The organism is Kitasatospora sp. NPDC088861, assembly GCF_044750105.1.
GTDB lineage: Bacteria > Actinomycetota > Actinomycetes > Streptomycetales > Streptomycetaceae > Kitasatospora.
This window is the reverse complement of the sequence record NZ_JBIVJF010000001.1, coordinates 380,195-406,939: the sequence shown is the minus strand read 5'-3', so window position 1 is coordinate 406,939 and position 26,745 is coordinate 380,195. Positions and strand designations below refer to the sequence as shown.

The following is a 26,745-nucleotide window of genomic DNA, read 5'->3' as shown; positions in this document are numbered from 1 at the left end:
TTCCGCGTGTCGGGCGGACTTCACGAGGATGTCGTACCGCCGTTGCGCGACCGGGTGGTGGGGGTCGCGCAGGAGGGGTCCGGGGTGTCCGTGAGGTGGGCGGATTCGTTAGAGTCCGTGCCATGGCTGACAACGACTACGACCCCGCCGGCAGCACCCAGATGTTCCGGGCGTTCGTCGACGAGACCCCGGCGGCCCCGCAGGCGCCGGGCACCGTCTCCACCTACGGCCGCAGCAACAGCGGTGGTGGTGGCCGCACCGGCGTGATCGCGCTGGTCGCCGTCATCGTGCTGGCCGTGTTGGGCGGCGTCATCTGGCTGGCGGTCAAGTGATCCTCGCGCGGGTGACCCGGACGAGGGTCACCCGCGCGACGGAAACCGGTGCGTCGAGAACCGGTGCGCCGGTGCTCAGCAGGGCTTGCGCCAGGCGTCCAGGTCGAGCTTCTTCTGCATCGAACTGAAGCCGAGCGACTTGGCCTTGGCGCAGAACTGGTCCGTGCCGAGCTTGTACTCGACGTGGAAGACCGCCTTGCCTGCCTTGACGAACGGCGCGACCCGGTCGCACTCGTCGAACTGCGAGCACTCCTCGTTGACCGCGAAGTCGAAGTCCGGCAGCAGCGCCGGGATCTGGTCGAGGTCGTTCTTCAGACCGATGGCCAGGCCGCGTTCGTGGGCGAGCTGGGCCAGCATGCGGTTGTACTTGATCTGGTCGTCAGGAGTGAGCGGGAAACCGCTGTTCTGGTTGTAGGCCTCGATGGTGTCCGGCTCGATGGCGTCGAAGCCCTTGCTCTTGCACATGTCGAAGCGGGCCGCCATCAGCGGCTTGAGCTGGTCGAGCTTGCGGATGTCGAACCACTTCTCGCCCTTCCAGCCGGTGTCGGAGCCCTGCAAGGACTTGGCGAAGGCCGCGGAGTCGGGGCGGAAGTTCTCCCAGGAGCCGGCGTTGATGTAGCAGATCACCTTGCGGCCCTTGGCGTGCAGCGCGGCCACCACCGAGGCGTCGTTCTCGAAGCCGTCGATGTCGTAGACCGGGACGTCCACGGACTGGTCGACGGTGCCGCCGAGCTGCCACTGCCAGGCGAGGCCCGGGGTGGGCTGCCAGCGGGCGCCGGCGGGCTGCGGGGCGGTGGTGCCGCCGGGAGTTCCGCCTGGGGTCCCGGGGGTGCCCGGGGCGGTGGTGGCGCCCGGGGGCGTGGTGGCGGCGGGCGCGGTGGGCGAGCCGGGGGCGCTGGGCGTGCCGGGGGCCGGGGGTGTGGTGCCGGCGTCCGACGGGGTGCCCGGGGTTGCGCTGCCGTCCGGGGTGGTCGGGGCGGTGGCCGCGGGCGGGCTGCTCGGGGAGCCGTCGGCCGAGGAGCCGTCGTCGTCCGAGCCTGAGCTGCTGCACGAGGTCGCCAGCAGGGCGGCGGCGATGGTGATGGCGGCCGGCAGGAGCCGGGTACGGCGGTTCACGGTAGTCGAACTCCGGATCGGGTCAGGTCAGTTCAGCAGCGGTCAGGCCGTAGGGCAGGGTGCGCCAGGGGTTCTCCCCGGCGCCCGGTACGGCGCAGCCGACGCCGGCCCGGCGGGCGGCGATCAGCGCGGTGGCGTCCTCGGCGTGTTCGGCGGGGACGTCGTACACCAGGTGGCAGAAGCGGGAGGCCGCGTGGCGGCCGGTCCACAGCGGGAGCGTCATCGCGCGGTACGTGTCCCAGTCGCCCTCGAAGGTGACCAGCAGGTCGGCCAGGCCGACTTCGGCGTACCCCGGGTCGGGGTGCTCGCCGTGGCCGAAGACCACGGTGCCGCAGCCGGCCGCGCGCGCGGCCGTGGCCAGCCGCCGGTAGTGCGCGAGGGCGCCCGGGTGGGTGGCCACCTGGTCGAGGTAGACGCCGGTGATGTCGTGGCGTTGACGGTAGGTCAGGATGTCGGCGACCACCGCCGCGTGCGGTCGGCGGCCGTAGTCGGTGTCGGTGTAGCCGACCAATGGCACTCCGGCCGCGCGGAGTCGGTCGGCGGCCTCGGCGAAGACGTTGTCCGGGTTCTCGCCGGGCCCGTCGGCGAGGTTGAGCACGACGGCGGCGATCCGGCCCGGGTCGGCGGCGGCGACCGCCTGCCAGGCCGCCGGGTCCACCGCGGGGTGGACGTACAGCGGCACCAGCAGGCGGCCGTCGGGGATGATCCCGCCGGTCATGCGACGACCGGTGGGGAGGCGGGCTGGGCGGTGCTGAGCCACAGGTCGCGCAGGGTGTCGGCGAGGTCCGTCTCCGGGTGCCAGTCGAGCTCCCGGGCGGCGGCCGACACGTCGGCCTGCTGCCAGGAGACCGCGGCCGAGCGCTCGGAGCCCGCCCCGCTCTCGTCGATCCGGCCGGTGAAGCCGGCCGCGGCGGCCAGCCCGTCCGCGATCGCCCGGACCTGCCGGGCCTGCCCGGAGGCGAGGTTGAGCACCCGGGGGAGCGGACGGTCCGCGGCGGCGGCCAGGCCGACCGCGCGGGCGATGTCCCGGGCGTCGACGAAGTCGCGGTAGGCGGAGAGGTCGCCGACCGTGATCACGCCGTCGGCGCCCTCGGGCGCCACCCGGAGCAGCTCGGCGGCCAGCCGGCCGGGCAGCGAGCCCACCGGTGCCCCCGGGCCGACCGGGTTGAACACCCGCAGGACCACGGCGTCCAGCGCCGAGCCGGCCACCGCGAGGGAGCCGGCCAGCTTGGTCGCGCCGTACACGCCGACCGGGCGGGCGTCGGAGTCCTCGGACAGCGAGCTGCCCGCCGGACAGACGCCGTACTCGCCGGCCGAACCGATGTGCACCAGCCGGGTCTTCGGGGCGCCGAGCTGCAGCGCCTCGCAGAGCACGGCCGGGCCGCGCGCGTTCACCTCGGCGAGCTTGACCGCGCTGCCGGCCACCGCGCCGGCGAAGTTGACCACCACGTCGGGTGCCAGCGCGGCGAGTTCCTCGCCGAGCGGGCCGGCCTGGGCGGTGGCCAGGTCCAGCCGGAGGTCGTGGGCGGGCCGCCGGCCCGCGGTCAGCACGGTGGCACCGGGCAGTGACCGCAGGACGGCGGTGGCGTGACGGCCGAGGAAGCCGTCGCCGCCGAGGAGCAGGATTCTCACGCGGCCCGTCCGTCGCTCTGGGCGCCCGCGGTGGCGGGAGCCTCGGCCGTGTCGTCCGGGGCGGTGCGGGCGGCCGGGATCGGCAGCTCCGCCACGCCCTGGCCGGCGGCGGCCGACTCGAAGGGCATCAGCACCGGTCGGATGGACGAGAACTCGGCGTTCGCCCGGTCGTAGTCGTCCGGGCGGCCGATGTCCAGCCAGTAGCCGCCGAAGTCGTACGCGGCGGGCGGGGTCTTGGCGGCGAGCAGGTCCAGCACCAGCTCGTCGAAGCCCAGCGGCAGGCCGGGGGTGTACTTGGCGAGTGCCGAACGGGACACGCCGTACACGCCCATCGAGACGCGGTAGTCGATGCTCGGCTTCTCCTGGAAGCCGGTGATGCTGCCGGACTCGGCGGTCAGCACACCGAAGTCGATCTTCACCTGACGGGCGTAGGTGGCGATGGTGAGCGGCGCCCCGGACGCCTCGTGGTGCTTGAGCACCCCGGCGAAGTCCAGGTCGGTGAGGATGTCGCCGTTCATCACCAGGAAGTGCTCCGGCAGGCGGTCCTGCATGGTGAGCAGCGGGCCCATGGTGCCGAGCGGGCTGTCCTCGACGGCGTAGCCGACCCGCAGCCCCCACTGGGAGCCGTTGCCGACGTACGCGCGGATGATGTGGCCGAGGTGGCCGATGGCCAGGGTGACGGTCTTGAAGCCCGCGGCGGCGAGCTGGCGCATCACGATCTCCAGGATCGCGTGCTGGTCGCCGATCGGGACGAGCGGCTTGGGAAGCGCGGTGGTGTACGGGCGGAGGCGGACGCCCTTACCGCCGGCCAGGATCACTGCATGCATGGTGTTTCCCCCACGGAAAGGATGTGCAGGACACGAACCTTGGTTACCAGGACGGGCATTGATCGCTACGGCGGTCAGACGTTGTAGATGTCGGTCTTGTAGCGGGCCAGGTTGGCCGGGTCGCGGAAGAACTCGATGGTCTGCTCCAGGCCCTGCTCCAGGGTGAACTGGGGGGCCCAGCCGGTGGCCTCGCGCAGCCGGGTGGCGTCCGCGACCAGGCGCATGACCTCGGAGTTGGCCGGGCGGATGCGCTGCTCGTCCTCCTTCACCAGGAGGTCGACGCCCATCAGCTTGCCGACCAGGGAGACGAGGTCGCCGACCGAGATCTCGCCGCCGGTGCCGGCGTTGAAGGTCCTGCCGACCACGGTCTCGGCGGGAGCGGTGCCGACCGTGCGGAACGCGTGCGCGGTGTCCTTGACGAACGTGAAGTCGCGGGTCGGGCGCAGGTCGCCGAGGGTGATCTCGGTCTCGCCGGCGGCGACCTGGGCGATCACGGTCGGGATGACGGCGCGCATCGACTGACGCGGGCCGAAGGTGTTGAACGGGCGCAGGGTGACGACCGGGGTCTCGAAGCTGGCGTGGTAGCTGTCGGCCAGCCGGTCCCCGCCGGCCTTGGAGGCGGCGTACGGGGACTGGGTGTTGATCGGGTGGTCCTCGGTGATCGGCACGGTCTGCGCGGTGCCGTACGTCTCGCTGGTGGAGGTGTGCACCAGGCGCGGGATCTCCTGGTGGCGCACCGCCTCCAGCACGTTCAGGGTGCCGGTGACGTTGGTGTCGACGTACGAGTGCGGGGCCCGGTAGGAGTACGGGATCGCTATCAGGGCGGCCAGGTGGTAGACCGCCTCGGTGCCCTTGACCAGGCCGTTGACCGAGCCCGGGTCCCGGACGTCGCCGAGGACGATCTCGACCGAGTCCAGCACCTCCTTGGGCAGGGTCTCCAGCCAGCCGAAGGACGAGAAGGAGTTGTACTGGACCATGGCCCGGACCTGGTGCCCGTCGGCAACCAAGGACTCGACGAGGTGGGAGCCGATGAAGCCCTCGGCTCCGGTGACCGCGACGCTGCTCATGCGTGATTCGCTCTCTCGATTTTGGGAACGGCCGGACTCCCGGTGGCGACCGGCCGGTGGTGGTTCAGCTGTGCCGTGAAGCGTGTGCGGGTGAAGCGTGTTGCGGTGAAGCGCGTTGTGGAGCGTGTTCAGGTGGAGCGGGTCCAGCGGTGCACGCGAATTGGGCGTGCGTGATTTCGGTGTTCAGCGGTGCTGGGTGGTGCGGCCGAGCGCAGGCCCGGCGATGGCGGTGAGGAGCAAGGCGGCCGCCCCGCAGCCGATCAGCTGCAGGACGATCGGATCCGCACCGGTCAGCAGCCCGGCGCTCTCGGCACCCGCGGCGGCCAGACAGATGAGGGCGGTGCTCCAGCTGAACCCGAAGGCGTTCAGCAGCAGCGCCAGCCAGAGCGAGCCGCCGAGGAGCAGCATCGCGCCGAGCTGCGGCACGCCGAGCGCGGGGGCGCCGGGCCACAGCACGGTCGTGGCGGCGTCCAGCGCGGCCACGGTGGTGAGGTAGATGAACAGGCAGCCGAGCAGGATCCCGCCGGTGCGGCGGGTGAACTGTCCGCTGGTGTGACTGGTGCGCAGCGCGGCCACGGCCATCGCCCGGTAGCGGAAGAGCAGCCACTCGGCGAGGCCGAGACTGAGCGTCAGCGCGATCATGGCCGGTCCGGTCGGGGTGGCCTTCGCGCCGTGCGCGGCGCCGGTCTGCACGGCCTGGTGGATGGTCTCGCCGAGGCCGGCGATCAGCGTGAGGGTGCCGCAGGCCAGGCCGAACAGCAGGTGCGGGACCTCCTGGCGGATCGGCAGCTTCAGCTCGACGGACTCCTTCTCGCCGCCGCGGATGCAGAACAGCAGCTCCCGGGCGGCCAGGCCGACCGCCAGCACCAGCGAGACGAGCAGCACGACCGTCCGCACGACCTGCGGGACGTCCGCGGCCAGCACCACGCCCGCGCCCACCGAGGCCGGAACCAGGGCCAGCAGCAGGAACTTCTCCCGCCCCAGCACCAGCAGGACGGTGGCCGCGCCCAGGTACAGCGACTGCCCGGCGGCGAAGAAGAGCGCGCCCAGCGGCCCGCCGACCACGTACGCCGCGGTGGACGCGACCAGTGCGCCCAGCGGCGCCCCGAGGGCCAGGCAGATCGCGGCCTCGCGGCGCCGCAGCCGGCCGAGCCAGCGGTACGAGCGGTGTGCCAGCGCCTGGTTGAAGCCCCAGCTGACCAGCGTCGCGACGGACAGCGCGAGCATGCCGGAGGGCAGGCCGAACCGCATCCGGGTGGCCGCGAACAGGTTGGCGCCGAGCAGGTAGCCGAGCCCGGGCAGGGCGAACACCAGGCCGCGCACGACGCAGCGCCAGGGGTCGGCCCGCCACGGGTTGGCGAACTCGGAGCTCGGGCCGGGATAGCGGCGCTCGACCTTCTCGAACAGCTCCTCGGCGAGGGTGAACGAGTCGGGGCGGCCGTACAACAGGGCGGCCTGCTCGTCGGAAAGGCCGTCGGACTCCAGGAACGCGGCGATCTCGTACGGGTGGACGGCATCGGCGCAGATGTCGTGCAGCCGCTCGGCGAGCTCGTCCAGCGGGTCCGCGGAGAGGTCGAGCTGCTCCTCGGGCTCGGGCTGGGCCGGCAGGGCGGGGCGGCGACGCTTGAGCGGCAGGGTGCGCAGCTGCATCGTCCGCTCGGAGCCGCCCTCGTCCTCCACGAGCCGCAGGGGGCCACTCATGCTGCCACCTCGCTGCGCTCGGCGGCCGCTTCGCGGTACACGCACCTGTCGATGGTTCTCTCGCTCCGCTCGTTCACGCGCCCCCCGCTGCGCTCGGCGGCCGCTTCGCGGTACACGCGCCTGTCGCTGGTTCTCTCGCTCCGCTCGTTCACGCGCCCCCCGCTGTGCTCGGCGGCCGCTTCGCGGTACACGCGCCTGTCGCTGGTTCTCTCGCTCCGCTCGTTCACGCGCCCCCCGCTGTGCTCGGCGGCCACTTCGCGGTACACGCACCTCTCGATGGTTCTCTCGCTCCGCTCGTTCACGCGCCCACCTCGCTGTGCTGGGGCTGGGCGGCGGCGAGCTGCTGGTCCCAGTCGGTGGTGGGGGTCTGGTCGGTGACGGCCACCACGCCGTCCGGCATCCAGCGGGCGGTGCCGAGGAGTTCGGTGTAGATGCCCCGGAAGCCGTCGATGTTCTGGCGGAGCGTGAACTGTTCGATGACCCGCAGCCGGGCCTGTTCGCCCAGGCGGGCGCGCCGTTCGGCGTCGCGCAGCAGCTCGATCGCGGCGGCCGCCATCGGTTCGGGTTCGCGGGGAGGGACGACGAGTCCGGTGTCGCCGACGGCTTCGCGGACGCCGCCGACGTCGGTCGAGACGGTCGCGCGGCCGCAGGACATCGCCTCGATCAGGGTGAACGGGAAGCCCTCGCTGATGCTGGAGAGCATGACCACGTTGCCCGCCGCGTACGCGTCGGTGATGTCGGCGACGCGGCCCTCGAAGGCCACCGAGTCGGCGATGCCGAGTTCGGCGGCCAGGGCTATGCAGCCGTCCCGGTAGGCCTCGCCGCCCTTGGGGGTTCCGCCGAAGAGCCGCAGCCGCGCCTCGGGGATCTCACGGTGGACGATGGCGAAGGCCCGGATCAGCGTCTCCAGGTCCTTGATCGGGTCGACCCGGCCGGCCCAGCTGAGGGTCGGCGTCTCGGGTTCGGGCCCGGCGGGCGGGAAGGCCGCCGGGTCCACGCCGTTGTAGACGGTGCGGATGTGGGCGGACGGCGTGCCGCCGCGCTCCTCCCAGCGCCGGTTGTACCGGTTGCCGGGGGTGACCAGCGCGGCCTGCCGGTAGCTCTCCTCGGCCAGCATCCGGTAGAAGCCGAGCAGCAGCGCCTTGACCGGCCAGCGATACGGGCCGGTGCGGTAGCCGAGGTAGCGCTCGCGCAGGTAGATGCCGTGCTCGGTGAGCAGAAACGGTACGCCGTACTGCTGGGCGGCGATCAGCCCCGGCAGGGTGGCCAGCCCGCCGCTGGCGGCGTGCGCGACGCCGCCGGTGGGCGGTTCGACCGAGAGCGGCCGCAGGGCGTGCTCCAGCAGGTCGGTGGCGTTCAGGGCGTCGTGCATGGTGGGCCGGGAGACGGCGGTGGGCAGGTAGTCACGGGTCCAGACGTGCTGGAGGGTGCGCAGGGCGCGCTCGCTGCGCAGCGCCGGGCTGAGCAGCCCGCGCCGGGCGAGGTCGGCGAAGCCGTACAGCTCGGTGCCGAAGTGGGTGGTGTAGACCGGATCGAGGATGGAGTGGAGGAAGCGCTCGTACGCGTTGAGGAAGCGCCGCATCTCCTTGCCGCGGGGCGGTCCGGCCTCGGAGGCCGGGCCCCACAGCGGTGCGGTCGTGACCGACCGCACGTTGGCGGGCAGTTCCCAGGCCAGCGGTTCCTGGCCGGTACCAGTGACGGCGATGACGTCGAAGTCGACGTCCGGCATGCCTTGAACGAGCTGGTCGCACCAGACACTCACACCGCCGTGCTGGTGCGGATACGTCCCCTCGGTGAGCAGGGTGACGCGCATCTCCTGTCCCCCCTCCTGTTCCTTGCTTCGGTGTCCGGTCTGGGTGGCCGGAACGGGACCCGAGGCAGGGCCGGACCGGGCGACCGGCCTGGCCCCGCCATCGGGTGCTGCGGGCTACCGGTTGCCGGAGCGTCCGGTGGTACTGGTGCCGAGCGAGGCCGCCCCCCCGGTGGCCTTACCGCTCTTGGCGGCAGCGGCGGTGCCGCCGCTGCCGTCGGTGGCGACGCCCTTGCCGGGCACCGGGGTTCCGCTACCGGGGACCAGGGTCGGGGCGCTGGTACGACCGGTGTCGCTCGGGCCCACCGGGACGGGAGTGGCGACGCCCTGCGGGACGACCTTCTTGTCCGCCGGGGCCGGGGCCGGGACGGACTTGGCCGCGACGCCGGGGGCGACGGCGGCCGGGGCGGCCGGGGTGCCGGCCGAGGGGAGCTGCAGGGAGACGCTGCTCTGCAGGGTGCCCGGGGACACCCAACCGGAGAGCGTACCGGCGTAGGACGAACCGAAGGCGGTCGATCCGATGACCAGCTTCTGAGAAGTTCCGGTCGGCATGGTGGCCTGGACCTGAACACCGGCCGGAGCGTTGACCGTGATGGTGTTGCCGACCCGGTAGCCGGTGACCTGGCCGGCCGAGATGGCCGAGTTCCAGGCGGCGCGGCGCTGGAACTCCAGGCCGATCTCGCGCTCGCCGAGGTTCACGATCGGGGTGTTGTCGGCGTGCAGCGACCGGTAGGTGCCGAGGATCTTCTCCAGCACCGGGTAGAGGATCCGGTCCTCGGACAGGTTCGACTGGTGGATGAAGTGTGGCCGCGGGTCGTTGCTCAGCACGTGCCCGAGGTCGATCCGGGCCTCCAGCGGCACGATGTACGACTGGAATCCGGTGTTGGCGTCCAGCGGCTGCGTCAGGCAGGTGGAGTTGGCGTTGTTCTCACAGACGCCGCTGCCGCCGTTGGCCTTGCTGGTGTAGATCCAGTTGTACTCGTCGGCCTCCTCCTTCGCCGTGCCGGCGTTGTAGAAGACGTTCATCGGGTAGCGCGGCACGGTCAGCGTGGACGAGCCGACGGTCCGCTGGGCGGGCTCGCGGGAGGCGTCGCTGCCGGTGAACTTGATGCCGTTGGCGGCCAGCGCCGGCGCCAGGTTCGGGTTGTCGCTGGTCTCCTGCGGGGCGGTCAGCAGACCGGAGTGCTCGCCGGTGACCAGGGCCTGCGGGTCGACCTTCAGGCCGTTCTTGGCGGCCCAGTCGAAGTTGTCCTTGATCTGGCCCGAGATGGTGTTCTGGTCGGTCCAGACGGTCTTGCCCGAGGAGTCCTTGGTGCAGCGCCACGGCACCACGGTGACGTCCTGGACGCAGCCCAGGTACGGGTGGGTGTAGGTGTGGTTGACCCAGCGGTAGCTGTTCTGGTCGGCGATCATCTGGTTGGCCGTGGGGTCCACCGTGGTCTGGTGGTCGGCCTTCCAGTCCTCGCTGCCGCCGCCGTTGAACACCATGTCCAGGGTGAAGTTGTTGGCGGTCTGCCACTGCTTGAGGTGCTGGGCGTCGTCCGGCGTCATCCGGATCGGGCTGGCCGTGTCCGGGGTGCCGGGCGGGCAGGTGACGTCGCCGGGGGTGCACTTGAGCACGGTGTCCCAGCGGTCGTCGGCCAGGAAGACGTCGTCCACGTGGGCCGCGAAGTAGTTGCGGTCGTAGCCGAGGTGGACGCCCTGGGTGATCCAGTCGACCATGCCGCGGGCCAGCAGGCGGTACTGCTGCTGGTACTGGTTGTAGACGAACGTGACGACCAGTTCCTTGCGGCCGTCGTGGGTGTACTCGCCGACCAGCGAACCGCGCGAGGTGGTGCTCGGGATCGCGGCGTCGACCAGCGGGACGAACGAGGCGCCGGCCGGCAGGTTGGCCAGTGGCGTGGCCAGGTAACCGTAACTCTCGCTGACGGTCGGGTCGTTGTCCTCGAACGGAACGCTGCCCTTCAGGTACCCGAACGGGCCCGAAGTGCCGGCCGTGGTGGTGGCGCCCTGGAATCCGTCCAGCGTGCCGTAGTAACCGGGATTCACCGCGTAGTTCAGCCCCACCGCAGGACTGGCGAACGTGTACGCGTCGATCTGCCGGATTCCGAATGCGGCTTCGTAGCCCGCGATGGCCGTCATCTCGGCCGCACTGTTGGGGAAGGGGTTTTCGTTGGGAAGGACGATGCCCTGGTACTTCCCGCGGGGCTGGCCGTTCACCGTGTCGCTGAGGAAAGCGGAGTTGATGATGGGACGGTTGGTGTCGTTGAGGTTGACGACCTTGTACGGGGTGCCCTGGTTCTTGAGTTCGGCGGTGATCGCCGCGACCGACGGGCCTCCGTCGTCGATGACCAGGATGGTGAGGTCGATCCTGGGCGGCGTGTCGCCGTGGGCCAGGGTGGTCTGCAGGCCGCTGGCCAGCAGAACTGCCGCCGCGCACGCGGCAACTCTTCGGGTCGCTCGACCCATGGTGATCCTCCCCTTGGGTAGGCGCCTCGCTGCTCAGCGCTCGCCTGCCCTGTAGCTGTTCGCGGGCAGCAGGCTGCCCGGCGCCCATCCTGGTCGAGGGGGGCCTCTGCGAGGGACCAATTGGGCGAGAGTGCAGCGAACCTGTTACCAACGTTCATGGCGAAGCCATGAAGGCGCCGATTGTGACCGGAACCGGACCGGCCATGCAAATAATGAATTGAGAATGAAAAAGCGGAAGCTGAGAGCTACACCTGGTTACCGCCCGTGCGGCTTGGGCGGACCACCGGACACCTACACTGTCGTCGTCGCGCATGACACTCTTGCACATCTTGCCGACGCCTTGGGCAGGTTCATGCAATATCGGGCACCGCTGTGCCATGTGACAGTCCGAATATGCAATGGAGGTGCTCGTGCGGCCGATCGGCGGACCGAGTCCGGTGCAATCGGGGCCGGGCGGAAAGCGGCGCCGGAACCGGTCGAACGGCGCTGGTCGGGCGCAGTCCCGGACTGCGCGGTGCGCTCAACGACCGTGATCCCGACGGCTATTGGACGGTCGGCGGGCGGGCGCCGCGGCCCTGTGCAGTGATGGCCTGAACCATGTCATTACCGACGAGTTCGGCCCGCTGCGCGCACGCCGTCGGCGCCGACCGCGGAACTGTCCTCGCCGACTACCTGCGCACCGTCGAGCGCGCCCGTCGAACGCGCCACCGCAGTGGCCGGCCCGGGCGATGGACGACGCCGTCCTGGCAGGCTGACGCGCAGCCTGCCAGGACGGCGACGGAGGGCTTCCCTGGGCTTGTCAGCCCTCGCTGATCAGGCCCTCACGGAGCTGGGTCAGCGTCCTGGTGAGCAGCCGGGAGACGTGCATCTGGGAGATGCCGATCTCCTCGCCGATCTGCGACTGGGTGAGGTTGCCGAAGAACCGCAGCATGATGATCCGGCGCTCGCGCGGCGGCAGCTTGGCCAGCAGCGGCTTCAGCGACTCCCGGTACTCGACGCCTTCCAGCGCGAGGTCCTCGTAGCCGAGCCGCTCGGCCAGCGGTCCGTCGCCGTCCTCCTCGCTGGGGCTGGAGTCGAGCGAGCTGGCGGTGTACGCGTTGCCCACCGCGAGGCCCTCGACCACGTCCTCCTCGCTGACCCCCAGGCAGGTGGCCAGCTCGGCGACGGTGGGGGAGCGGTCCAGCCGCTGGGACAGGTCGTCACCGACCTTGGTGAGCGCCAGTCGCAGCTCCTGGAGCCGCCGGGGCACCCGGACCGACCAGCTGGTGTCCCGGAAGAAGCGCTTGATCTCGCCCACCACGGTGGGCATCGCGAAGGTGGGGAACTCCACCCCGCGCTCGGGGTCGAACCGGTCGATCGCCTTGATCAGGCCGATGGTGCCGACCTGGACGATGTCCTCCATCGGCTCGTTGCGGCTGCGGAAGCGCGCCGAGGCGTACCGGACCAGCGGCAGGTTGAGCTCGATCAGGGTGTCGCGGACGTACGTGTGCTCCGCGCTGCCCGGTTCCAGGGCGGCCAGCCGCAGGAACAGCGAGCGCGACAGCGTCCGGGTGTCCAGCCCGGAGCCGGGCGGCGCCTCGGGCCCGGGCGGCGCGGCGGCCGGGACCCGCTGGAGCGGGATCCGGTCCTCGGCGACAGCCGTACCGTTGGCCTGACCAGCGTGGATCTCCGCAGTGCCCAGCTCTCCGGACATGCGCCCACCCCCTTGTGACTGACAGTTGAACGGGGGCCGTCGCACGGAGGTTCCCGGCGGGGGCCCTCCCCCTCCATACCGGAACACGGTCCACGGCAAACCCGAACGTCGCAAGATGTCACGCGAGGGTAACGCGCTGCAATCTCAGTCTTCCCAGGAGTTGCCGGTCCGAAGCCTCGTCAGGATGCGGGAGAGCAGCCGCGAGACGTGCATCTGGGACATCCCCAGCTCGGTGCTGATCTGCGACTGGGTCAGGTTGGCGAAGAACCGCAGCATCACGATCCGCCGCTCCCGCTCGGGCAGCTGGACCAGCAGGTGGCGGACCATGTCCCGGTGCTCGACCTCGGCCAGCGCGGAGTCCTCGTAGCCGAGCCGGTCCAGCAGGGCGAGCCCGCCCTCGTGCTCCTGCGCCGCTTCCAGCGAGGCCGCGTTGTAGGCCCGCCCGGCGTCCAGGCAGGCCCGGACGTCCTCCTCGGGGATCCGCAGGCTGGCGGCGATCTCCGGCACCTTGGGGGCCCGGCCGTGCAGCACCGTCAGCTCCTCCATCGCGCCGCTGACCTGGACCCACAGCTCCTGGAGCCGGCGCGGGACGTGCATGGTGCGGACGTTGTCCCGGAAGTAGCGCTTGATCTCGCCGAGGATGGTCGGCAGTGCGTAGGTGGGGAACTGGACGCCGCGGGTGGGGTCGAAGCGGTCGATCGCGTTGATCAGGCCGATGGTGCCGACCTGGACGACGTCCTCCATCGGCTCGCTGCGGCTGCGGAAGCGGGTGGCCGCGTAGCGGACCAGGGGGATGTTCACCTCGATCAGGGCGGCCCGGACCCGCTCCCGCTCTGGGGTGCCCGGGGGCAGCTCCGCGAGCCGTTCGAACAGCACCCGGGTCAGCGTCCGGACGTCCACCGCGGGGCGGCCGCCGGGGCCGCGCAGACCGTCCGGGCGGAGCTCGCCGGCCGGGCTGATGATCGACGCCAGTACCTCGTCGGACACGTCACCCCTCCCTCAGTCGATAACGAAGGGCCCTGCGGATCGGGTGTCGCGGCTGCTTCACCACCTCGCCATGTCCGGCAAAACCGGTCATAGCATCACAAGGCGGGCGCAGGTCGGGCAAGCACCCGGCGGAGGTGTGTTGGTGCGGGGTCGGGGCTTCACCGGGCTTCCCGCCCAGGCGCCGCACGGATCGTTCCGGGGTGGAGCAAGGCGCCCCGTCCGGTGGCCGGACGGGGCGCGGCGGGCCGTCCGAGGGACGGACCCGGGTGCCTCGGGTGTCAGACCTCGATGTCGGCGATCACCCAGGTGGCGAATTCGCGCCACTGACCGGCCGCGGCCTGATGGGCCGGGTGGGTCAGGTACGCGTGCAGGGCGTCGCGGTCCTCGACCAGGCTGTTGATCGCGTAGTCGTGGGCGATGTCCCGCTCGGTGGTGTTCCAGCCGCACTCCCACTCGCGCAGCTCGGGGATCAGCGAACCCAGCTCGGCGAACGCCTTGGCGCCGGCGAGCGCGCGCTCGTCGTCCTTGCGGACGCCTTCGTTGAGCTTGAACAGGACCAGATGCCGGATCACGATTGCCGCTCCTCGCGGACGGGGACAGAGGGTCCCGCACACCGTAGCCGGTGCGCCGGGGCGGGACGACGGGCCCTACGCGACCGGACGGCTCACTTGATCAGCCCGGTCATGAAGGTGCCGACCGCCTTGGCCGCGTTCGAGATGCCCTCGAAGCCCAGTTGGACGAGCTGGGCGGAGCGGGCCGGCGAGCTGATGATCGAGTAGAGGACGAAGATGAGCAGGAGGGCCATGCCGATCTTCTTCGCCTGCGCCATCGGGTGTCGTCCTCTCCTGCTGTGGGCCGCCGCCATCCGGGTCCCCGAGCGGCCCTGCGGAAGCAGCTTATCCATCGGACGGGCTATCAAGTGTGCGACGCGTTCGCCCGGCGGGACGAAGGTCCCCGTGAGTGGGGCCTTTCTCCGGATGCCCGGAAACGTCCCGGGCGGCAGGATGGGAGACGTGCCGAGGATCTGGCAGGAATCCCCGGTGCGTGGATCCGGAGTTCCCCGCTGTGGGACCGGGCGCCGCGGCTTCCCCCCGACGCGGCGCCGGTTGTGGGACTCCGCCGGGGGAGCGGTCGTCCCCCCGAGCCGCTCCCCCTTTCCAGGCTCCGTACTCTCCGGGCGTTGGTGGTCATCAGCCCGGAGTACGGAGCCCTTTTCGCGTTCGAGGGTGCGCGGAAACGCCGAGGGCCCGTCCGGATCGGACGGGCCCTCGGGCTCTACAGCGGTAGCGGTGGGATTCGAACCCACGGTGGAGTTGCCCCCACACACGCTTTCGAGGCGTGCTCCTTTGGCCGCTCGGACACGCTACCGAGGGGAACTCTACCGGACGGGTGGCGCGGTCACGAAATCCGTATGGCCGGGCGGCCGACGGGGGAGCCGGCGGCGGAAGTCGGCGCCGGACGTCAGCGGTGGGACTCGAAGAACTCGCGCAGCTGCTCGCCGCACTCGTCGGCGAGGACGCCCCAGACCACCTCGGGGCGGTGGTTGAGCCGGCGGTCGCGCATCACGTCGAAGAGCGAGCCGGCCGCGCCGGCCTTCTCGTCGAGGGCGCCGTAGACCACCCGGTCGATCCGGGACAGCACGATGGCGCCGGCGCACATCGTGCAGGGCTCCAGGGTGACGACCAGGGTGCAGCCGCTGAGCCGCCACTCCCCGATCCGTTCGGCCGCCTGCCGGATCGCGACCACCTCGGCGTGCGCGGTCGGGTCGCCGACCGCCTCGCGCTCGTTGTGGCCGCGCCCGACCACCTCGCCGCCCGGGCCCAGGACGAGCGCCCCGACCGGGACGTCGCCGGTGGCCGGCGCCAGGGCGGCCTCGGCGATGGCGAGGCGCATCGGCGCCGCCCAGCGGTCACGGACCGGGTCGGGGCGGACGGGGGCGGGCAGCGGGGCGATGCGGGGGACGGCCTGCGGGGCGGATGCGGACTGCATGGCATCCAGTGTCGGGTATCCGGCGGTGGGCACCGGCCTGGTCACCGCCCGCTACCGGACCGCCTCCAGGACCTCGCCGCAGCCGAGGGCCTCGGCGATCTCCTCCAGGGCGTCGCCCGGGACGGCGCCCTCGCCGCTGAGGGCGAGCAGCTCCTCGGCGGCCAGGCCGAACTCGGTGAGCAGGTGGGCGTCGCCGAGCGGGCCGACCGGGACGCCGCTGCGGGCGTCCTCGTCCTGCTCCTGCGTCTCCTCGTCCTCCTCCAGCTCGACGACCAGGTGGTCCAGGTCGCCGAACTCGCTCTCACCGGCCTGGTCGACCAGCTCGTCGGTGAGGACGGAGCCGTAGGAGCTGCGGGCGGCGGCGGCGCCGTCGGACACGAAGATCCGCGGGTCCTCCTCGCCGTCCACCCGGACGATGGCGAACCAGGCGTCCTCCTGTTCGATGAAGATCAGGACGCTGTCGTCGTCCTGCGTGGAGTCGCGGGCCAGTTCGGTCAGGTCGGCGAGGGTTTCGACGTCGTCGAGCTCCGTCTCGCTCACATCCCACCCGTCCTCGGTGCGAGCAAGCACTGCAGCGAAGTACGCCACCAGGGACACTCCCAAGATCTCGGTCTCGGCTGTCGGCGCGCTCGGGCAACGCGAAAATCTGGCCGCCCCCGCGCCAGAGGCGGTCCGCTCGTTCGGACCGTCCCATCGGAATCGTGACAGAAAGCCCGCCCTTGCGGGGGGTGTTCGGCAGCGCGTCTTTGCAGGTCGTGTCGGAAGGTCCGGCCGGCGGCCGGTGTGGCGCCGGCGCCACCGCCCGGGGCCCGTCGGATCCGGACCGGCCGGTCGGCGGAGCCGCGGGGGGAGCTGCGGAGGGCGCCGCGCCGGAACCGCTTCGGATGCTCGTCAGATCCGGAAGGTTCGCATCCGCATGGCTTCGCGCATCCGCCGTTCCTTGGTCCGCCGGGGCTGGACCCGCTCCCGGAGTTCGCGGGCCTCGGTGAGCTCGCGCAGGAAGACGGCCCGCCGCCTGCGGCGGTCCGCCTCGGTCTCCGGGGGGTCCTGTGGCGGGCCGGGGCGATTGCCCGACCGGCCTGCGGGCTCGTCCGCCGAGCCGTCCCCGGCGTTCGGGTTGCTCGTCATAAGACGTGACATTCCCAGATCAGCCCGGTTGATACCACAGGAGGCGCTTCCGTCCGGACATTCGCGGGGCGCCACGGCGCGGCACGGCCGGGTGCACCCCGGCGACGGGGCGGTCGGCACGCGGCGAGTCGTACAGGCGTGCAGACCCGGGCTAACCTCGATACATGCGTCTCCACGTCGTCGACCACCCCCTGGTGGCCCACAAGCTCTCCACCCTGCGCGACGAGCGCACCGACTCGCCGACCTTCCGTCGCCTGACCGACGAGCTGGTGACCCTCCTCGCCTATGAGGCCACCCGGGACGTCCGCACCGACGAGGTGGAGATCACCACCCCCGTGGCGGTCACGCTCGGCACCCGCCTCAGCTACCCCCGCCCCCTGGTCGTGCCGATCCTGCGCGCCGGTCTCGGCATGCTGGACGGGATGACCCGACTGCTGCCGACCGCCGAGGTCGGCTTCCTCGGCATGGTGCGCAACGAGGAGACCCTGGAGGCCTCCACCTACGCCACCCGGATGCCGGACGACCTCTCCGGCCGCCAGGTCTACGTGCTCGACCCGATGCTGGCCACCGGCGGCACCCTCGTCGCGGCGATCAAGATGCTGATCGAGCGCGGCGCCACCGACGTCACCGCCGTGGTGCTGCTGGCCGCCCCCGAGGGCGTCGAGGTGATGAAGCGCGAGCTGGCCGGCCTGCCGGTCACCGTCGTCACCGCCGCCCTGGACGAGCGGCTCAACGAGAACGGCTACATCGTGCCCGGCCTCGGCGACGCGGGCGACCGCCTGTACGGCACCGCCGGCTGAGCGAATCCCCCGAACGGACGAGAGCCCCCCGGCGCGGTGCCGGGGGGCTCTCCTGTTGTCGCGCGGCACGACCGGCCTCAGCAGCTGCCGGTGGCGGTCGGGGTGGGGGACGGCTTGGTCGCGAGGGCGAGGGCGGCGGCCGCCTGGGTCTCGTCCAGCAGGGCGTTGTAGCTGTCGCCGACCACGAAGTCCACGGTGCCGTCGGTGCGGGCGTCGGCGGTGGTGGTGGCCCCGGCGATCTGCGAGCCGAGCAGGGTGGCGGCGCCGGCGCCGGCCGGGCCGGCGATCACCTGGGCGGTGCCGGGCACCTTCTTGTCCAGTTCGGCCGGGGCGTTGCCGACCTTGCCGATGGTGAAGCCGCGCTTCTTGAGCTCCTCGGCGGTCCGGCCGGCCAGGCCGCCCTTGGTGGTGGCGTTGTAGACGTTCACCGTGACGCCGGCCGGCTGCGGGATCGCGTGCGGGTCGCCCGGGGCAGCGGGGGCGCCGGAGGCGGTGGGCGCACCGGGCGTGGCGCCCGGGGAGGGGGCGGCCAGCGGCTTGCCCGACGGGGTCACGCAGGCCTGGGCGGAGGAGTTCTTGTTCTTCCCGCTGAAGATGTCGTAGAGCTGGACGCCGCCGAGGCCGATCAGGGCCAGGGCGAGCAGGCTCGCGAGCCCGGAGATCACCTTGCGGCTCTTCCTCGGGGGCCGGCCGAGTCGTGGATAGGCGTTGCCGGTGACGCGGTACTGCTTCCCCTTGAGGCCTTGGGGAGTCAACATGCTCACGGTTTGTCTCCCCCTCGTGCCAGGGCGGGGTCGGGATGACGGATCGGCTGGTGCGGGTGGATCCCGTGGTGCGGGCGGATCCCCTGGTCGCGGCCGTAGTCAGCAGCGTAGTGCCGTCAGGCTGCGAAGGTACTAAATGATCATCATCTGGAGTACGCCGGTACCCGAAAGGAGGTACCCGGGTACGCGCGGACCGCCCTCCGCCGGATGGCGAGGGGGCGGTCCAGGAGCCCGTGCAGAGGGTCCGTCATTCCATTTCGAGGACCCGGGCGTGCAGTACCTGGCGCTGCTGCAGTGCGGCCCGCACCGCCCGGTGCAGTCCGTCCTCCAGGTACAGGTCGCCGCGCCACTTCACCACGTGCGCGAAGAGGTCCCCGTAGAAGGTCGAGTCCTCGGCGAGCAGGGTTTCGAGGTCGAGTTGCCCCTTGGTGGTCACCAGCTGGTCGAGCCGCACCGGGCGTGGGGCGACGTCAGCCCACTGGCGGGTGCTCGTCCGGCCGTGATCCGGGTACGGCCGCCCATTGCCGATGCGCTTGAAGATCACACGGAAAGCCTACCGTTTGGGCGGCGGATGGCGCAGCCGCCGCGACGCCGCCACGCACTCGGGTGTGAGCTGCGGGAGGGCGATTGCGGCTGTTTGATGGGAAATGTCGCGAACATCGCCCGGTTCCGATCGGGACACGGCCCGCCCGGGACCGGGTTCCGGGCCCGCCCCGCCTCCCCGCACCGCCCAGGAGAGTGCCCCGATGTCCTCCGCCCCCACCCCGCCGGCCGTCCGGGAGATCGCCGACGGGTACGCCTTCACCGGGCCCGCCCTCGACCTCGGCGCGGTGCTGCTGGACGGCACCGCCTACCCGGACGCCCAGGTGCGCATCCCGCTCGGGGTGCTCAACCGGCACGGGCTGGTCGCCGGCGCCACCGGCACCGGCAAGACCAAGACCCTCCAGCTGATCGCCGAACAGCTCTCCGCCCAGGGCGTGCCGGTGTTCCTCGCCGACGTCAAGGGGGACGTCTCCGGCGTCGCCGCGCCCGGCGCGCCGAGCGAGCGCACCGCCGCCCGCGCGGCCGAGGTCGGGCAGCAGTGGACCCCGCAGGGCTGCCCGGTCGAGTTCTACTCGCTCGGCGGGCAGGGCGCCGGGATCCCGATCCGCGCCACCGTCACCAGCTTCGGACCGCTGCTGCTCGCCAAGGTGCTCGACCTGAACGAGACCCAGGAGTCCTCGCTCAGCCTGGTGTTCCACTACGCCGACACCAAGGGCCTGGAGCTGTACGACCTCAAGGACCTCACCGCCGTCATCGCCTTCCTCGCCTCACCCGAGGGCAAGGAGGAGCTGAGGACCATCGGCGGCCTCTCGTCGGCCACCGCCGGGGTGATCCTGCGCGCGCTCACCGTGCTGGAGAACGAGGGCGCCGGGGCGTTCTTCGGCGAGCCCGAGTTCGACACCGCCGAACTGCTGCGGACCGCCCCGGACGGCCGGGGCGTCGTCTCGGTGCTGGAACTGCCCGCCGTCCAGGACCGGCCGCGGCTGTTCTCCACCTTCCTGATGTGGCTGCTCGCCGACCTCTACCAGGAACTGCCCGAGATCGGCGACCTGGACAAGCCCAAGCTGGTGTTCTTCTTCGACGAGGCGCACCTGCTGTTCAAGGGCGCCTCCAAGGCCTTCCTGGAGGCCATCACCCAGACCGTCCGGCTGATCCGCTCGAAGGCCGTGGGCATCTTCTTCGTCACCCAATCCCCGCGCGACGTCCCCTCCGACGTGCTCGCGCAGCTGGGCAACCGGGTGCAGCACGCGCTGCGCGCCTTCACCCCGGACGACGCCAAGGCGCTCAAGGCCACCGTCTCGACCTTCCCGCGCTCCTCCTACGACCTCGGCGCGGTGCTCACCTCGCTCGGCACCGGCGAGGCCGTGGTGACCGTGCTCTCCGAGAAGGGCGCGCCGACGCCGGTCGCGGCCACCCGGCTGCGGGCGCCGCAGTCCCTGATGGGGCCGATCGAGGCGGGCGCGCTGCGGGCCGTCGTCGACGCCTCGCCGCTGACGGCGCGCTACCGGGACGCGATCGACCGGGAGTCGGCGTACGAGAAGCTGGCGGCGCGGGCGGCGCGGGCACCCAGGCCGGAGGCCGCCGCACCGGCCAGGGCGCCGAAGGAGCGGGAGCCCGCCCCGCGGCGGGAGGAGCCGAAGGGGGCGGGCGGGCTGCTCGATTCGCTGCTCAGCAACCCGACGGTGAAGTCCCTGGCGCGTTCGGCCGGGAAGCAGCTCGGGCAGGAGATCTCGCGCAGCCTGTTCGGGACGTCCAAGCGGCGGCGGTAGCGGCCGGGCCCCGCACGGTGGGGGTGGGCGCCTAGCCGGCCAGGGCGGCGCCGATCCGGTCGAGCGAGGACAGCCGCATCAGGCCGTAGTTGTAGAACTCCACCTCGGGGACGCCCAGTTCGCGCAGGGTGGCGATCTTGGCGGCGAGGTTCGCCGGACCGTCGCAGTCCGAGGCCATCGGCCGCAGGATCACCGCCATGTCCTGGGGGCGGACGCCGTGCAGGGCGAACGCGGCGATCTTCTCCCGGACGGCCTCCGGGGTCTTCGCGTAGCCGAGCGTCTCGATCTGGTCGGTCGCCTTGGCGAGCGCGGGCAGGTCGATGCCGGACAGCCAGCCCTTGCCCGGGCCGGCGCCGTCCATGAAGCTCAGCCGCATGCCGTGGCGCCGGGCCTCCTCGGTCAGTTCGGCGGCCAGCGTGGTGACGGTGGTGGTGGCGGCGTCCAGGTAGGCGGCCAGGGCGCCGTCCGCGAGCGCGCTCAGGTCCGCGGGTTCGGCGGCGGCCGCCTCGTCGGCCAGCCGGCGGCGCAGCTCGGTGCGGACGGCCTCCGCGACCTCCTCCGCCGGGACGCCCGCGCGGGTGGCGGCGGCGCGGCAGTGCGGGCAGAAGCAGATGCCGAGCAGCGCCTCGGCGCCCGCGCCCAGCTCCTCGAAGTAGCGCTCGTGGTGGTAGCCGTGGCGCAGACCGTGGAAGTGCAGGGACTCGGCCCGGATCGCGTCCACGCCGTACCGGGCCAGCTCGGTGACCAGGGTCCGTGCGTACTCCCGGACCTCCGGGTGGGCCGGGCAGAGCTCGGTGAGGTGGCGGTCGCCGAAGGCGTTGGCCGGGGCGCAGTCCGGGTGGGTGAAGCCGAGCCGGTCGTTGTGGCAGAACACCGTCCAGGCGTGCAGCTTCAGCCCCCGGCGGCGGGTCTCGGCGGCGGCCTCGGCGAAGGGGTCGCGGTCGCCGATCGCGGTGGAGGGCACGGGCGCCAGCCGACGGCCCTGCCAGCGGGCCGGATCGGGGCGGAAGTAGGCCGCGCCCGGCTCCAGGTAGCGGATCACCCGGCGGGGGTTGTGCGGGAAGACGTCCCGGGCCTCGTGGTAGACCGAGGCGAGGGTGACGCCGCCGACCCCGGCGCGGTCGGTGAGGTTGCCGAAGAAGGTGTCGGCGCCCTCGTCGAGCAGGTCGGTGGCGAAGGCGAGGACGGACGACTCCACGGTGCGGCTCCGGAGCTGGGGGCGGGTGCGCTGTCCACGCTAGCCGCAGGCGCCTGATTGGTCTATACCTGGCAATTCGAGCGGACCGGGCCCGAACGAGGGGCGGCCGGATCGGGGCGGCCGGACCGGACGGGCCCCCACTACAGTGAGCCGTGTCCGTCAGGCCGTGTCCGACAGCGCGTGCCCGTCGGACCGTGTCCTTCAGCGTCCTTCAGCGTCCTTCAGCCCGAGGCCGTTCACGGCCCGTTGAGAGGTGACCACCCCATGAGCGTTCGTCCGCCGCTGCCGTACGACTTCCTGCCGCAGGTGCCGTCCTTCCCGCTGACCAGCCAGGACATCATCGACGGCGGCACACTGGCCGGGGAGTTCAGCCACGCCGGAGGCAACCGGTCGCCGCAGCTGGCCTGGTCGGGCCTGCCCGAGGGCACCCGGAGCATCGCCGTCACCTGCTACGACCCGGACGCGCCCACCGGCTCCGGCTGGTGGCACTGGCTCGCCCTCAACCTGCCCGCCGACACGGTCGAACTGCCGCGCGGCGCCGGCTCCTCGGACGACGACCTGCCCGGCGCGGCCTCCTTCCACGGCCGCAACGACTTCCCCGGCCACCAGTACGACGGCGCCGCCCCGCCGCCCGGCGCCCCGCACCGGTACGTGTTCGCGGTGCACGCCCTGGACGTCGAGAAGCTGGACGTCTCCGCCGACACCCCGGCGGCCCAGATCGGCTTCCACCTGACCTTCCACACGCTGGGGCGGGCGCTGCTCACCGCCGAGTACGGGGTCTGAGCACGGGGGCCACGATCCGGTCGAGGTCCGGCGGCTGCCCGAGGAGGCCCGGTCGGCCGGTCGCAGGGCCGTGGCCTGGACGGTCGGGCCGGCCGGGGAACCGGCCCTCCTGGTGGTGCCGGAGCAGCACCTGGCGCCGGCCGGATCCTGGCCGCCGGTCCGGCTGCCGTTCGACGGCGAGGTGGTCGTGGCCGCGCCGCAGGGGGAGTGGCGGGTGCCGCTGTCCGGCGTCTCCTGCTCGCCCGACCACCTCGGGCTGCTGCCGGGCGGCCGGGTGCTGCTGGATCGACGCGGTCGACCGGCGGTCGACCACCCTGCCGTGCCTGGTCCGGCTGCCGGTCGGCTTCGCGGTCCACGGCGGTCAGGGCGTCTTCTTGTCCAGTGGCGGCGAGTTGACCTGGTACCAGCTGATCGGCGAGGAGTGGAAGCAGACCCGGCGCCGGCAGCTGAGCGTGCCCGGCGCGCTCGACCGGGTGCGGGCGCACGGCCGGGACGGCGCGCTGTGGTTCCGCGCGGGGGACTGTCTGGTACCGGATCGAGGCCTAACCGTCTGCGCGGGTGGCCCGGTCGGCGCGGGCGGCCAGGGTGCGCAGGTGGGTGATCAGCTCCGGGGGCTCGTGCACGTCGAACTCGCAGTCCAGCGTCAGCAGCCGCACCGCCGTCCACTCCAAGGAGTCCGTGCGGGAGCGCAGCCGACAGCGGTGCTCGTCGATCGGCTCGATCTCGGAGTCCCCCCGGTCGAAGTGCCGTCGGACGTTCGCGGCCGGGGCGTGCACGGTGGCGATCACGGCGCGGGCCGGTGACTGGCGGCGCAGCTTGCCCGCCACGTACGCGGCGGCGTCCTCGGCCGGGAGCGGGCGCGGGGTGAAGTGGGCGCCGGTGGCGCGGGGTTCGCTGAGCCGGTCGACGCGGAAGAGCCGCCAGTCGTCCCGGTCCAGGTCGTAGCCGACCAGGTACCAGCGGCGGCCGGCCGAGACCAGCCGCTCGGGTTCGACGTTGCGCCTGGTCTCGGCGCCGTCGCCGGCCCGGTAGGCGAAGCGCAGCCGTTCCCGGTTGGTGACGGCGCCGGCGAGCACGGTGAGGTCGTCCGGGTCGACGGTCGGGCCGTCGCCGGTGAGCAGCGGCACGGTGGCGGTGTTGAGCGCGCCCACCCGGTGCCGCAGGCGGCCCGGCAGCACCTGGAGCAGCTTGCCGAGGGCGCGGACCGAGGCCTCCTCGATGCCGACCACCGCGTGCCCGGCGGCCGCCCGCAGTCCGACCGCGATGGCGACGGCCTCCTCGTCGTCCAGCAGCAGCGGCGGCATCGCCGTCCCCGCGACCAGCCGGTAGCCGCCGACCGCGCCCATGGTGGCCTGCACCGGGTAGCCGAGGTCGCGCAGCCGGTCGATGTCGCGCCGGATCGTCCGGGGGCTGACGCCGAGCCGTTCGGCGAGTTCGCTGCCGGGCCACTCGCGCGGGGTCTGCAGCAGGGACAGCAGGTTCAGCAGCCGTGCGGGGGTGTCCGTCATGCCGTCCAGGATGCCGGACAACTGGGACAGGATCTGACCTATATGCCCCGTACCCTCGTGGACGTGCCGACGAGCAGTGCGAGCAGGACGAGCAGGACGAGCAGGACGAATGAGGAGTACCGAATGAAGACCGCGGACGCGGACCGACGGAGGTGGATCGCGCTGGCGATCGTGATGGTCGCCTCCTTCATGGACCTGGTGGACGTCACCATCGTCAACATCGCCATCCCCAGCATCCAGGAGGACACCGGCGCCTCCTTCAGCGCCATCCAGTGGGTCACCGGCGGTTACGCGCTGGCCTTCGCGATCGGGCTGATCACCGGCGGCCGGCTGGGCGACATCTACGGCCGCAAGCGGCTGTTCCTGATCGGCATCGGCGGGTTCACCGTGGCGTCCGCGCTGTGCGGCCTGGCCTCCGGCCCCGAGATGCTGGTCGGGATGCGGGTGCTCCAGGGCGGCACGGCGGCCATGATGGTGCCGCAGGTGCTGTCGATCATCCACGCGACCTTCCCGGCGGAGGAGCGCGGCAAGGTGTTCGGCATGTTCGGAGCGGTGGTCGGGCTGGGCGCCGTCTCCGGGCCGCTGATCGGCGCGCTGCTCACCGAGTGGGACCTGTTCGGCCTGGCCTGGCGCCCGATCTTCCTGATCAACCTGCCGGTCGGCATCGCCGGGCTGCTGCTCGGGCGCCGCTTCATCGACGAGTCGAAGGCCGAGCGGGCGCTCAAGCTGGACCTGGTCGGGGTGGCGCTGGCGAGCGTCGGCCTGCTGATGCTGATCTACCCGCTGACGCACGGGCGGGAGGCCGGCTGGCCGCTCTGGGGCTACCTGTCGATGGCCGGCAGCCTGGTGGTGTTCGCGCTGTTCGTGGCGTACGAGAAGGCCAAGACGCGGCGGGACGGCTCGCCGCTGGTCGAGCTGTCGCTGTTCCGGGTGAAGAGCTTCGCGGCCGGTATCGGCGTGCAACTGGCCTTCGGGGTGGTCTGCGGGATCTTCTTCCTGGTCTGGACGCTGTACATGCAGCTGGGCCTCGGCTGGAGCCCGCTCAAGGCCGGTTCCACCGGCATCCCGTTCTCGCTCGCCGTCTCGGCCGCGGCCGGGCTGTCCGTGCAGAAGCTGGTGCCCCGGTTCGGGCGCCGGGTGCTCCAGACCGGCGCGCTGGTGATGGCGGCGGGTGTGCTGACGTACATCTGGGAGGCGGACCGGTACGGGACGGCGATCGCGCCCTGGCAGATGGCGCTGCCACTGGTGGTGATGGGCCTGGGGATGGGCCTGATCGTCGCGCCGATCACCGACGCGATCCTGGCGGAGGTGCCGCGCGCGCACGCCGGTTCGGCGTCGGGGCTGATCAACACCGTCCAGCAGATGGGGAACGCGCTGGGGCTCGCGCTGGTGTCGGTGGCCTTCTTCGGGGCGATGGACGACGTGGTCGCGCCGGAGGCGATGGGCACCGCGTTCGGCGGGGCGTTCGTCCACGCGATGTGGTGGGTCGCGGGGGCGCTGCTGGTGGTGTTCCTGCTGATGTTCGCGCTGCCGCGGCGCAAGGCGGTCGCGCAGGCCGACGCGGATGCGGTGGGTGCGGGGGATGCGGGGGATGCGCAGGCGACGGCGGGTGCGGCGGATCCGACGGACGAGCGGGAGCCCGTCCTGGCCTGACGGGCACTGGTGAGGGCCCCGGTCGCGCGGTGCGACCGGGGCCCTCGGCGCATCCTGGGAGGGCCGTGGACCGTACGGCGGTGGACTCCTCGGCGGCTCGGCAACGGCTCCCGGCCGGCCGGGCGATCGGCTTTCAGCGCGCCCCGGCCGTGCTCACCGCCGTCGTCCGGGGCGTGGTCTTCGCCGCGGACTTGGCCTCCTTCGCGGCGCGCTTCATCTCCTGCTTGAACTCCCGGACCAGGTCGAGGGATTCGGGCCCGGTGATGTCGGCGACCGAGCGGTGCGCGCCCTCCTCGCCGTACACGCCGGCCGCCTCGCGCCAGCCCTCCGGCCGCACGCCGTACTGCTTGCCGAGCAGGGCCAGGAAGATCTGCGACTTCTGTTTGCCGAAACCGGGCAGGGCGTTGAGGCGGCTGAGCAGCTCCTTGCCGGTGCGGGTGTCCTTCCAGAGTGCGGCGGCGTCGGCGTCGTACTGCGCCACCAGGAACTGGCAGAGCTGCTGGACCCGTTTGGCCATCGCGGCCGGGTAGCGGTGCACGGCGGGCTTCGCGGACAGCAGGGCGACGAACTCCTCCGGGTTGTACACGGCGATCTCCCGGGCGTCCAGGTCGTTCCGTCCGAGCCGCTGGGCGATGGTCAGCGGACCGGTGAACGCCCATTCCATCGGCACCTGTTGGTCGAGCAACATGCCGACGAGCGCGGCCAGCGCACTCCGTCCGAGCAGTTCGTCGGCCTCGGGCTGCTGTGCGAGCCGGACGGTGACGTTCATGGGCTTGCCCTCCTCGGAGTTGACGTCGGGTCGGCGCCCAGTCTGGTGGACGGGGCGGGGGCGGGGGCGGTCAACACGCCCGTAGCAGGGGAAGTCTTGGAGTTCCAGGGCCTTGGCGCAGCTGGCTTGTTCGTTGGCGGAGCGACCGCCTGGGATACCAGCTCCGGCGGTCGGGAGAGCCGACGGAATACTTTTTGCCCGCTTCGG

The 26,745-nt window shown here is 72.2% G+C and carries 25 protein-coding genes, 1 tRNA gene and 1 pseudogene; 5 read left to right on the top strand and 22 right to left on the bottom strand.

Going from position 1 to position 26,745, the window contains the following annotated elements:
* Positions 1–122: 122 nt before the first annotated feature.
* Positions 123–332, top strand: coding sequence for a hypothetical protein (locus tag ACIP37_RS01740; RefSeq protein ID WP_350876437.1), 210 nt, complete (start codon positions 123–125; stop codon positions 330–332).
* A 75-nt stretch (positions 333–407) separates the two neighbouring features.
* Here ACIP37_RS01740 and ACIP37_RS01735 read toward each other — a convergent pair whose 3' ends face one another.
* The 17 genes and pseudogenes from ACIP37_RS01735 to ACIP37_RS01655 all read right to left on the bottom strand — a co-directional run bounded on the left by ACIP37_RS01735 (position 408) and on the right by ACIP37_RS01655 (position 16,751).
* Positions 408–1,448: an endo alpha-1,4 polygalactosaminidase gene (locus ACIP37_RS01735; RefSeq protein WP_363579766.1), complete on the bottom strand. Its 1,041-nt coding sequence runs from the start codon at positions 1,446–1,448 to the stop codon at positions 408–410.
* 22 nt (positions 1,449–1,470) lie between these two features.
* Entirely contained in the window at positions 1,471–2,166 is a 696-nt protein-coding gene (locus ACIP37_RS01730) for a spherulation-specific family 4 protein (protein ID WP_363579765.1), read from the bottom strand.
* On the bottom strand, positions 2,163–3,080 hold the full coding sequence (locus ACIP37_RS01725) for an NAD(P)-dependent oxidoreductase (protein ID WP_363627844.1): 918 nt from the start codon (positions 3,078–3,080) through the stop codon (positions 2,163–2,165). Before ACIP37_RS01725 ends, ACIP37_RS01730 begins: the two co-directional genes overlap by 4 nt.
* Positions 3,081–3,205: 125 nt before the next feature.
* Positions 3,206–3,907 (bottom strand): annotated as a pseudogene (locus ACIP37_RS01720) (NDP-sugar synthase); the annotation flags it as partial.
* A gap of 74 nt (positions 3,908–3,981) precedes the next feature.
* Complete coding sequence (locus ACIP37_RS01715; protein ID WP_363579763.1) at positions 3,982–4,974, bottom strand: SDR family NAD(P)-dependent oxidoreductase; 993 nt, start codon at positions 4,972–4,974, stop codon at positions 3,982–3,984.
* Between the two features lie 183 nt (positions 4,975–5,157).
* Positions 5,158–6,675: a hypothetical protein gene (locus ACIP37_RS01710; protein ID WP_363579762.1), complete on the bottom strand. Its 1,518-nt coding sequence runs from the start codon at positions 6,673–6,675 to the stop codon at positions 5,158–5,160.
* Positions 6,672–6,977 carry a hypothetical protein gene (locus tag ACIP37_RS01705; protein WP_400843091.1) on the bottom strand — a complete coding sequence of 102 codons (306 nt, stop codon included), beginning with the start codon at positions 6,975–6,977 and terminating at the stop codon, positions 6,672–6,674. Before ACIP37_RS01705 ends, ACIP37_RS01710 begins: the two co-directional genes overlap by 4 nt.
* A complete protein-coding gene (gene pelF / locus ACIP37_RS01700; RefSeq protein WP_350876425.1) occupies positions 6,974–8,488 on the bottom strand; it encodes a GT4 family glycosyltransferase PelF in 1,515 nt (504 codons plus the stop codon). The genes ACIP37_RS01705 and pelF overlap by 4 nt, the downstream gene beginning before the upstream one ends.
* Positions 8,489–8,602: 114 nt before the next feature.
* Positions 8,603–10,954 (bottom strand): hypothetical protein, encoded by a 2,352-nt coding sequence (locus ACIP37_RS01695; protein ID WP_363579760.1) that lies wholly within the window; start codon positions 10,952–10,954, stop codon positions 8,603–8,605.
* Between the two features lie 799 nt (positions 10,955–11,753).
* A complete protein-coding gene (locus ACIP37_RS01690) occupies positions 11,754–12,647 on the bottom strand; it encodes an RNA polymerase sigma factor SigF (protein WP_363579759.1) in 894 nt (297 codons plus the stop codon).
* 144 nt (positions 12,648–12,791) lie between these two features.
* Positions 12,792–13,574 carry an RNA polymerase sigma factor SigF gene (locus tag ACIP37_RS01685; RefSeq protein WP_244293642.1) on the bottom strand — a complete coding sequence of 261 codons (783 nt, stop codon included), beginning with the start codon at positions 13,572–13,574 and terminating at the stop codon, positions 12,792–12,794.
* A gap of 338 nt (positions 13,575–13,912) precedes the next feature.
* Entirely contained in the window at positions 13,913–14,206 is a 294-nt protein-coding gene (locus tag ACIP37_RS01680) for a Dabb family protein (RefSeq protein ID WP_063348630.1), read from the bottom strand.
* Positions 14,207–14,298: 92 nt separating this feature from the next.
* Complete coding sequence (locus ACIP37_RS01675; protein WP_167745863.1) at positions 14,299–14,463, bottom strand: hypothetical protein; 165 nt, start codon at positions 14,461–14,463, stop codon at positions 14,299–14,301.
* Between the two features lie 452 nt (positions 14,464–14,915).
* Positions 14,916–15,002: transfer RNA gene (locus ACIP37_RS01670), tRNA-Ser, on the bottom strand.
* Between the two features lie 93 nt (positions 15,003–15,095).
* On the bottom strand, positions 15,096–15,623 hold the full coding sequence (tadA, locus tag ACIP37_RS01665; protein ID WP_363627840.1) for a tRNA adenosine(34) deaminase TadA: 528 nt from the start codon (positions 15,621–15,623) through the stop codon (positions 15,096–15,098).
* 51 nt (positions 15,624–15,674) lie between these two features.
* Positions 15,675–16,211 (bottom strand): tRNA adenosine deaminase-associated protein, encoded by a 537-nt coding sequence (locus tag ACIP37_RS01660; protein ID WP_363579757.1) that lies wholly within the window; start codon positions 16,209–16,211, stop codon positions 15,675–15,677.
* A gap of 303 nt (positions 16,212–16,514) precedes the next feature.
* Complete coding sequence (locus ACIP37_RS01655) at positions 16,515–16,751, bottom strand: hypothetical protein (RefSeq protein ID WP_063348632.1); 237 nt, start codon at positions 16,749–16,751, stop codon at positions 16,515–16,517.
* 164 nt (positions 16,752–16,915) lie between these two features.
* Between ACIP37_RS01655 and upp the strand changes: the two genes are divergently transcribed.
* Positions 16,916–17,551 carry a uracil phosphoribosyltransferase gene (gene upp, locus ACIP37_RS01650; RefSeq protein ID WP_350876411.1) on the top strand — a complete coding sequence of 212 codons (636 nt, stop codon included), beginning with the start codon at positions 16,916–16,918 and terminating at the stop codon, positions 17,549–17,551.
* Between the two features lie 77 nt (positions 17,552–17,628).
* Here the strand turns inward: upp and ACIP37_RS01645 are convergent, their stop codons facing one another.
* Both ACIP37_RS01645 and ACIP37_RS01640 read right to left on the bottom strand, forming a co-directional pair.
* Positions 17,629–18,309, bottom strand: a complete 681-nt coding sequence (locus tag ACIP37_RS01645) for a LytR C-terminal domain-containing protein (RefSeq protein WP_363579930.1) — start codon at positions 18,307–18,309, stop codon at positions 17,629–17,631.
* A gap of 253 nt (positions 18,310–18,562) precedes the next feature.
* Complete coding sequence (locus ACIP37_RS01640; RefSeq protein WP_063348635.1) at positions 18,563–18,859, bottom strand: type II toxin-antitoxin system VapB family antitoxin; 297 nt, start codon at positions 18,857–18,859, stop codon at positions 18,563–18,565.
* Positions 18,860–19,061: 202 nt separating this feature from the next.
* On the opposite strand from ACIP37_RS01640, the gene ACIP37_RS01635 reads away from it, so the two are divergent.
* The gene (locus ACIP37_RS01635) at positions 19,062–20,627 is read left to right on the top strand and encodes a helicase HerA-like domain-containing protein (RefSeq protein WP_363619500.1); all 1,566 of its coding nucleotides are present in this window, start codon (positions 19,062–19,064) and stop codon (positions 20,625–20,627) included.
* A gap of 31 nt (positions 20,628–20,658) precedes the next feature.
* On the opposite strand, the gene ACIP37_RS01630 is transcribed toward ACIP37_RS01635, so the two are convergent.
* Complete coding sequence (locus tag ACIP37_RS01630) at positions 20,659–21,825, bottom strand: hypothetical protein (RefSeq protein WP_363579755.1); 1,167 nt, start codon at positions 21,823–21,825, stop codon at positions 20,659–20,661.
* A gap of 264 nt (positions 21,826–22,089) precedes the next feature.
* Between ACIP37_RS01630 and ACIP37_RS01625 the strand changes: the two genes are divergently transcribed.
* A complete protein-coding gene (locus ACIP37_RS01625; protein ID WP_363627839.1) occupies positions 22,090–22,608 on the top strand; it encodes a YbhB/YbcL family Raf kinase inhibitor-like protein in 519 nt (172 codons plus the stop codon).
* 542 nt (positions 22,609–23,150) lie between these two features.
* Here ACIP37_RS01625 and ACIP37_RS01620 read toward each other — a convergent pair.
* The gene (locus tag ACIP37_RS01620) at positions 23,151–24,116 is read right to left on the bottom strand and encodes a YafY family protein (protein WP_363627901.1); all 966 of its coding nucleotides are present in this window, start codon (positions 24,114–24,116) and stop codon (positions 23,151–23,153) included.
* A gap of 123 nt (positions 24,117–24,239) precedes the next feature.
* On the opposite strand from ACIP37_RS01620, the gene ACIP37_RS01615 reads away from it, so the two are divergent.
* Positions 24,240–25,769: an MFS transporter gene (locus tag ACIP37_RS01615; RefSeq protein WP_363579753.1), complete on the top strand. Its 1,530-nt coding sequence runs from the start codon at positions 24,240–24,242 to the stop codon at positions 25,767–25,769.
* A gap of 133 nt (positions 25,770–25,902) precedes the next feature.
* Here ACIP37_RS01615 and ACIP37_RS01610 read toward each other — a convergent pair whose 3' ends face one another.
* Positions 25,903–26,538, bottom strand: a complete 636-nt coding sequence (locus ACIP37_RS01610) for an HhH-GPD-type base excision DNA repair protein (RefSeq protein ID WP_350876398.1) — start codon at positions 26,536–26,538, stop codon at positions 25,903–25,905.
* Positions 26,539–26,745: the final 207 nt, after the last annotated feature.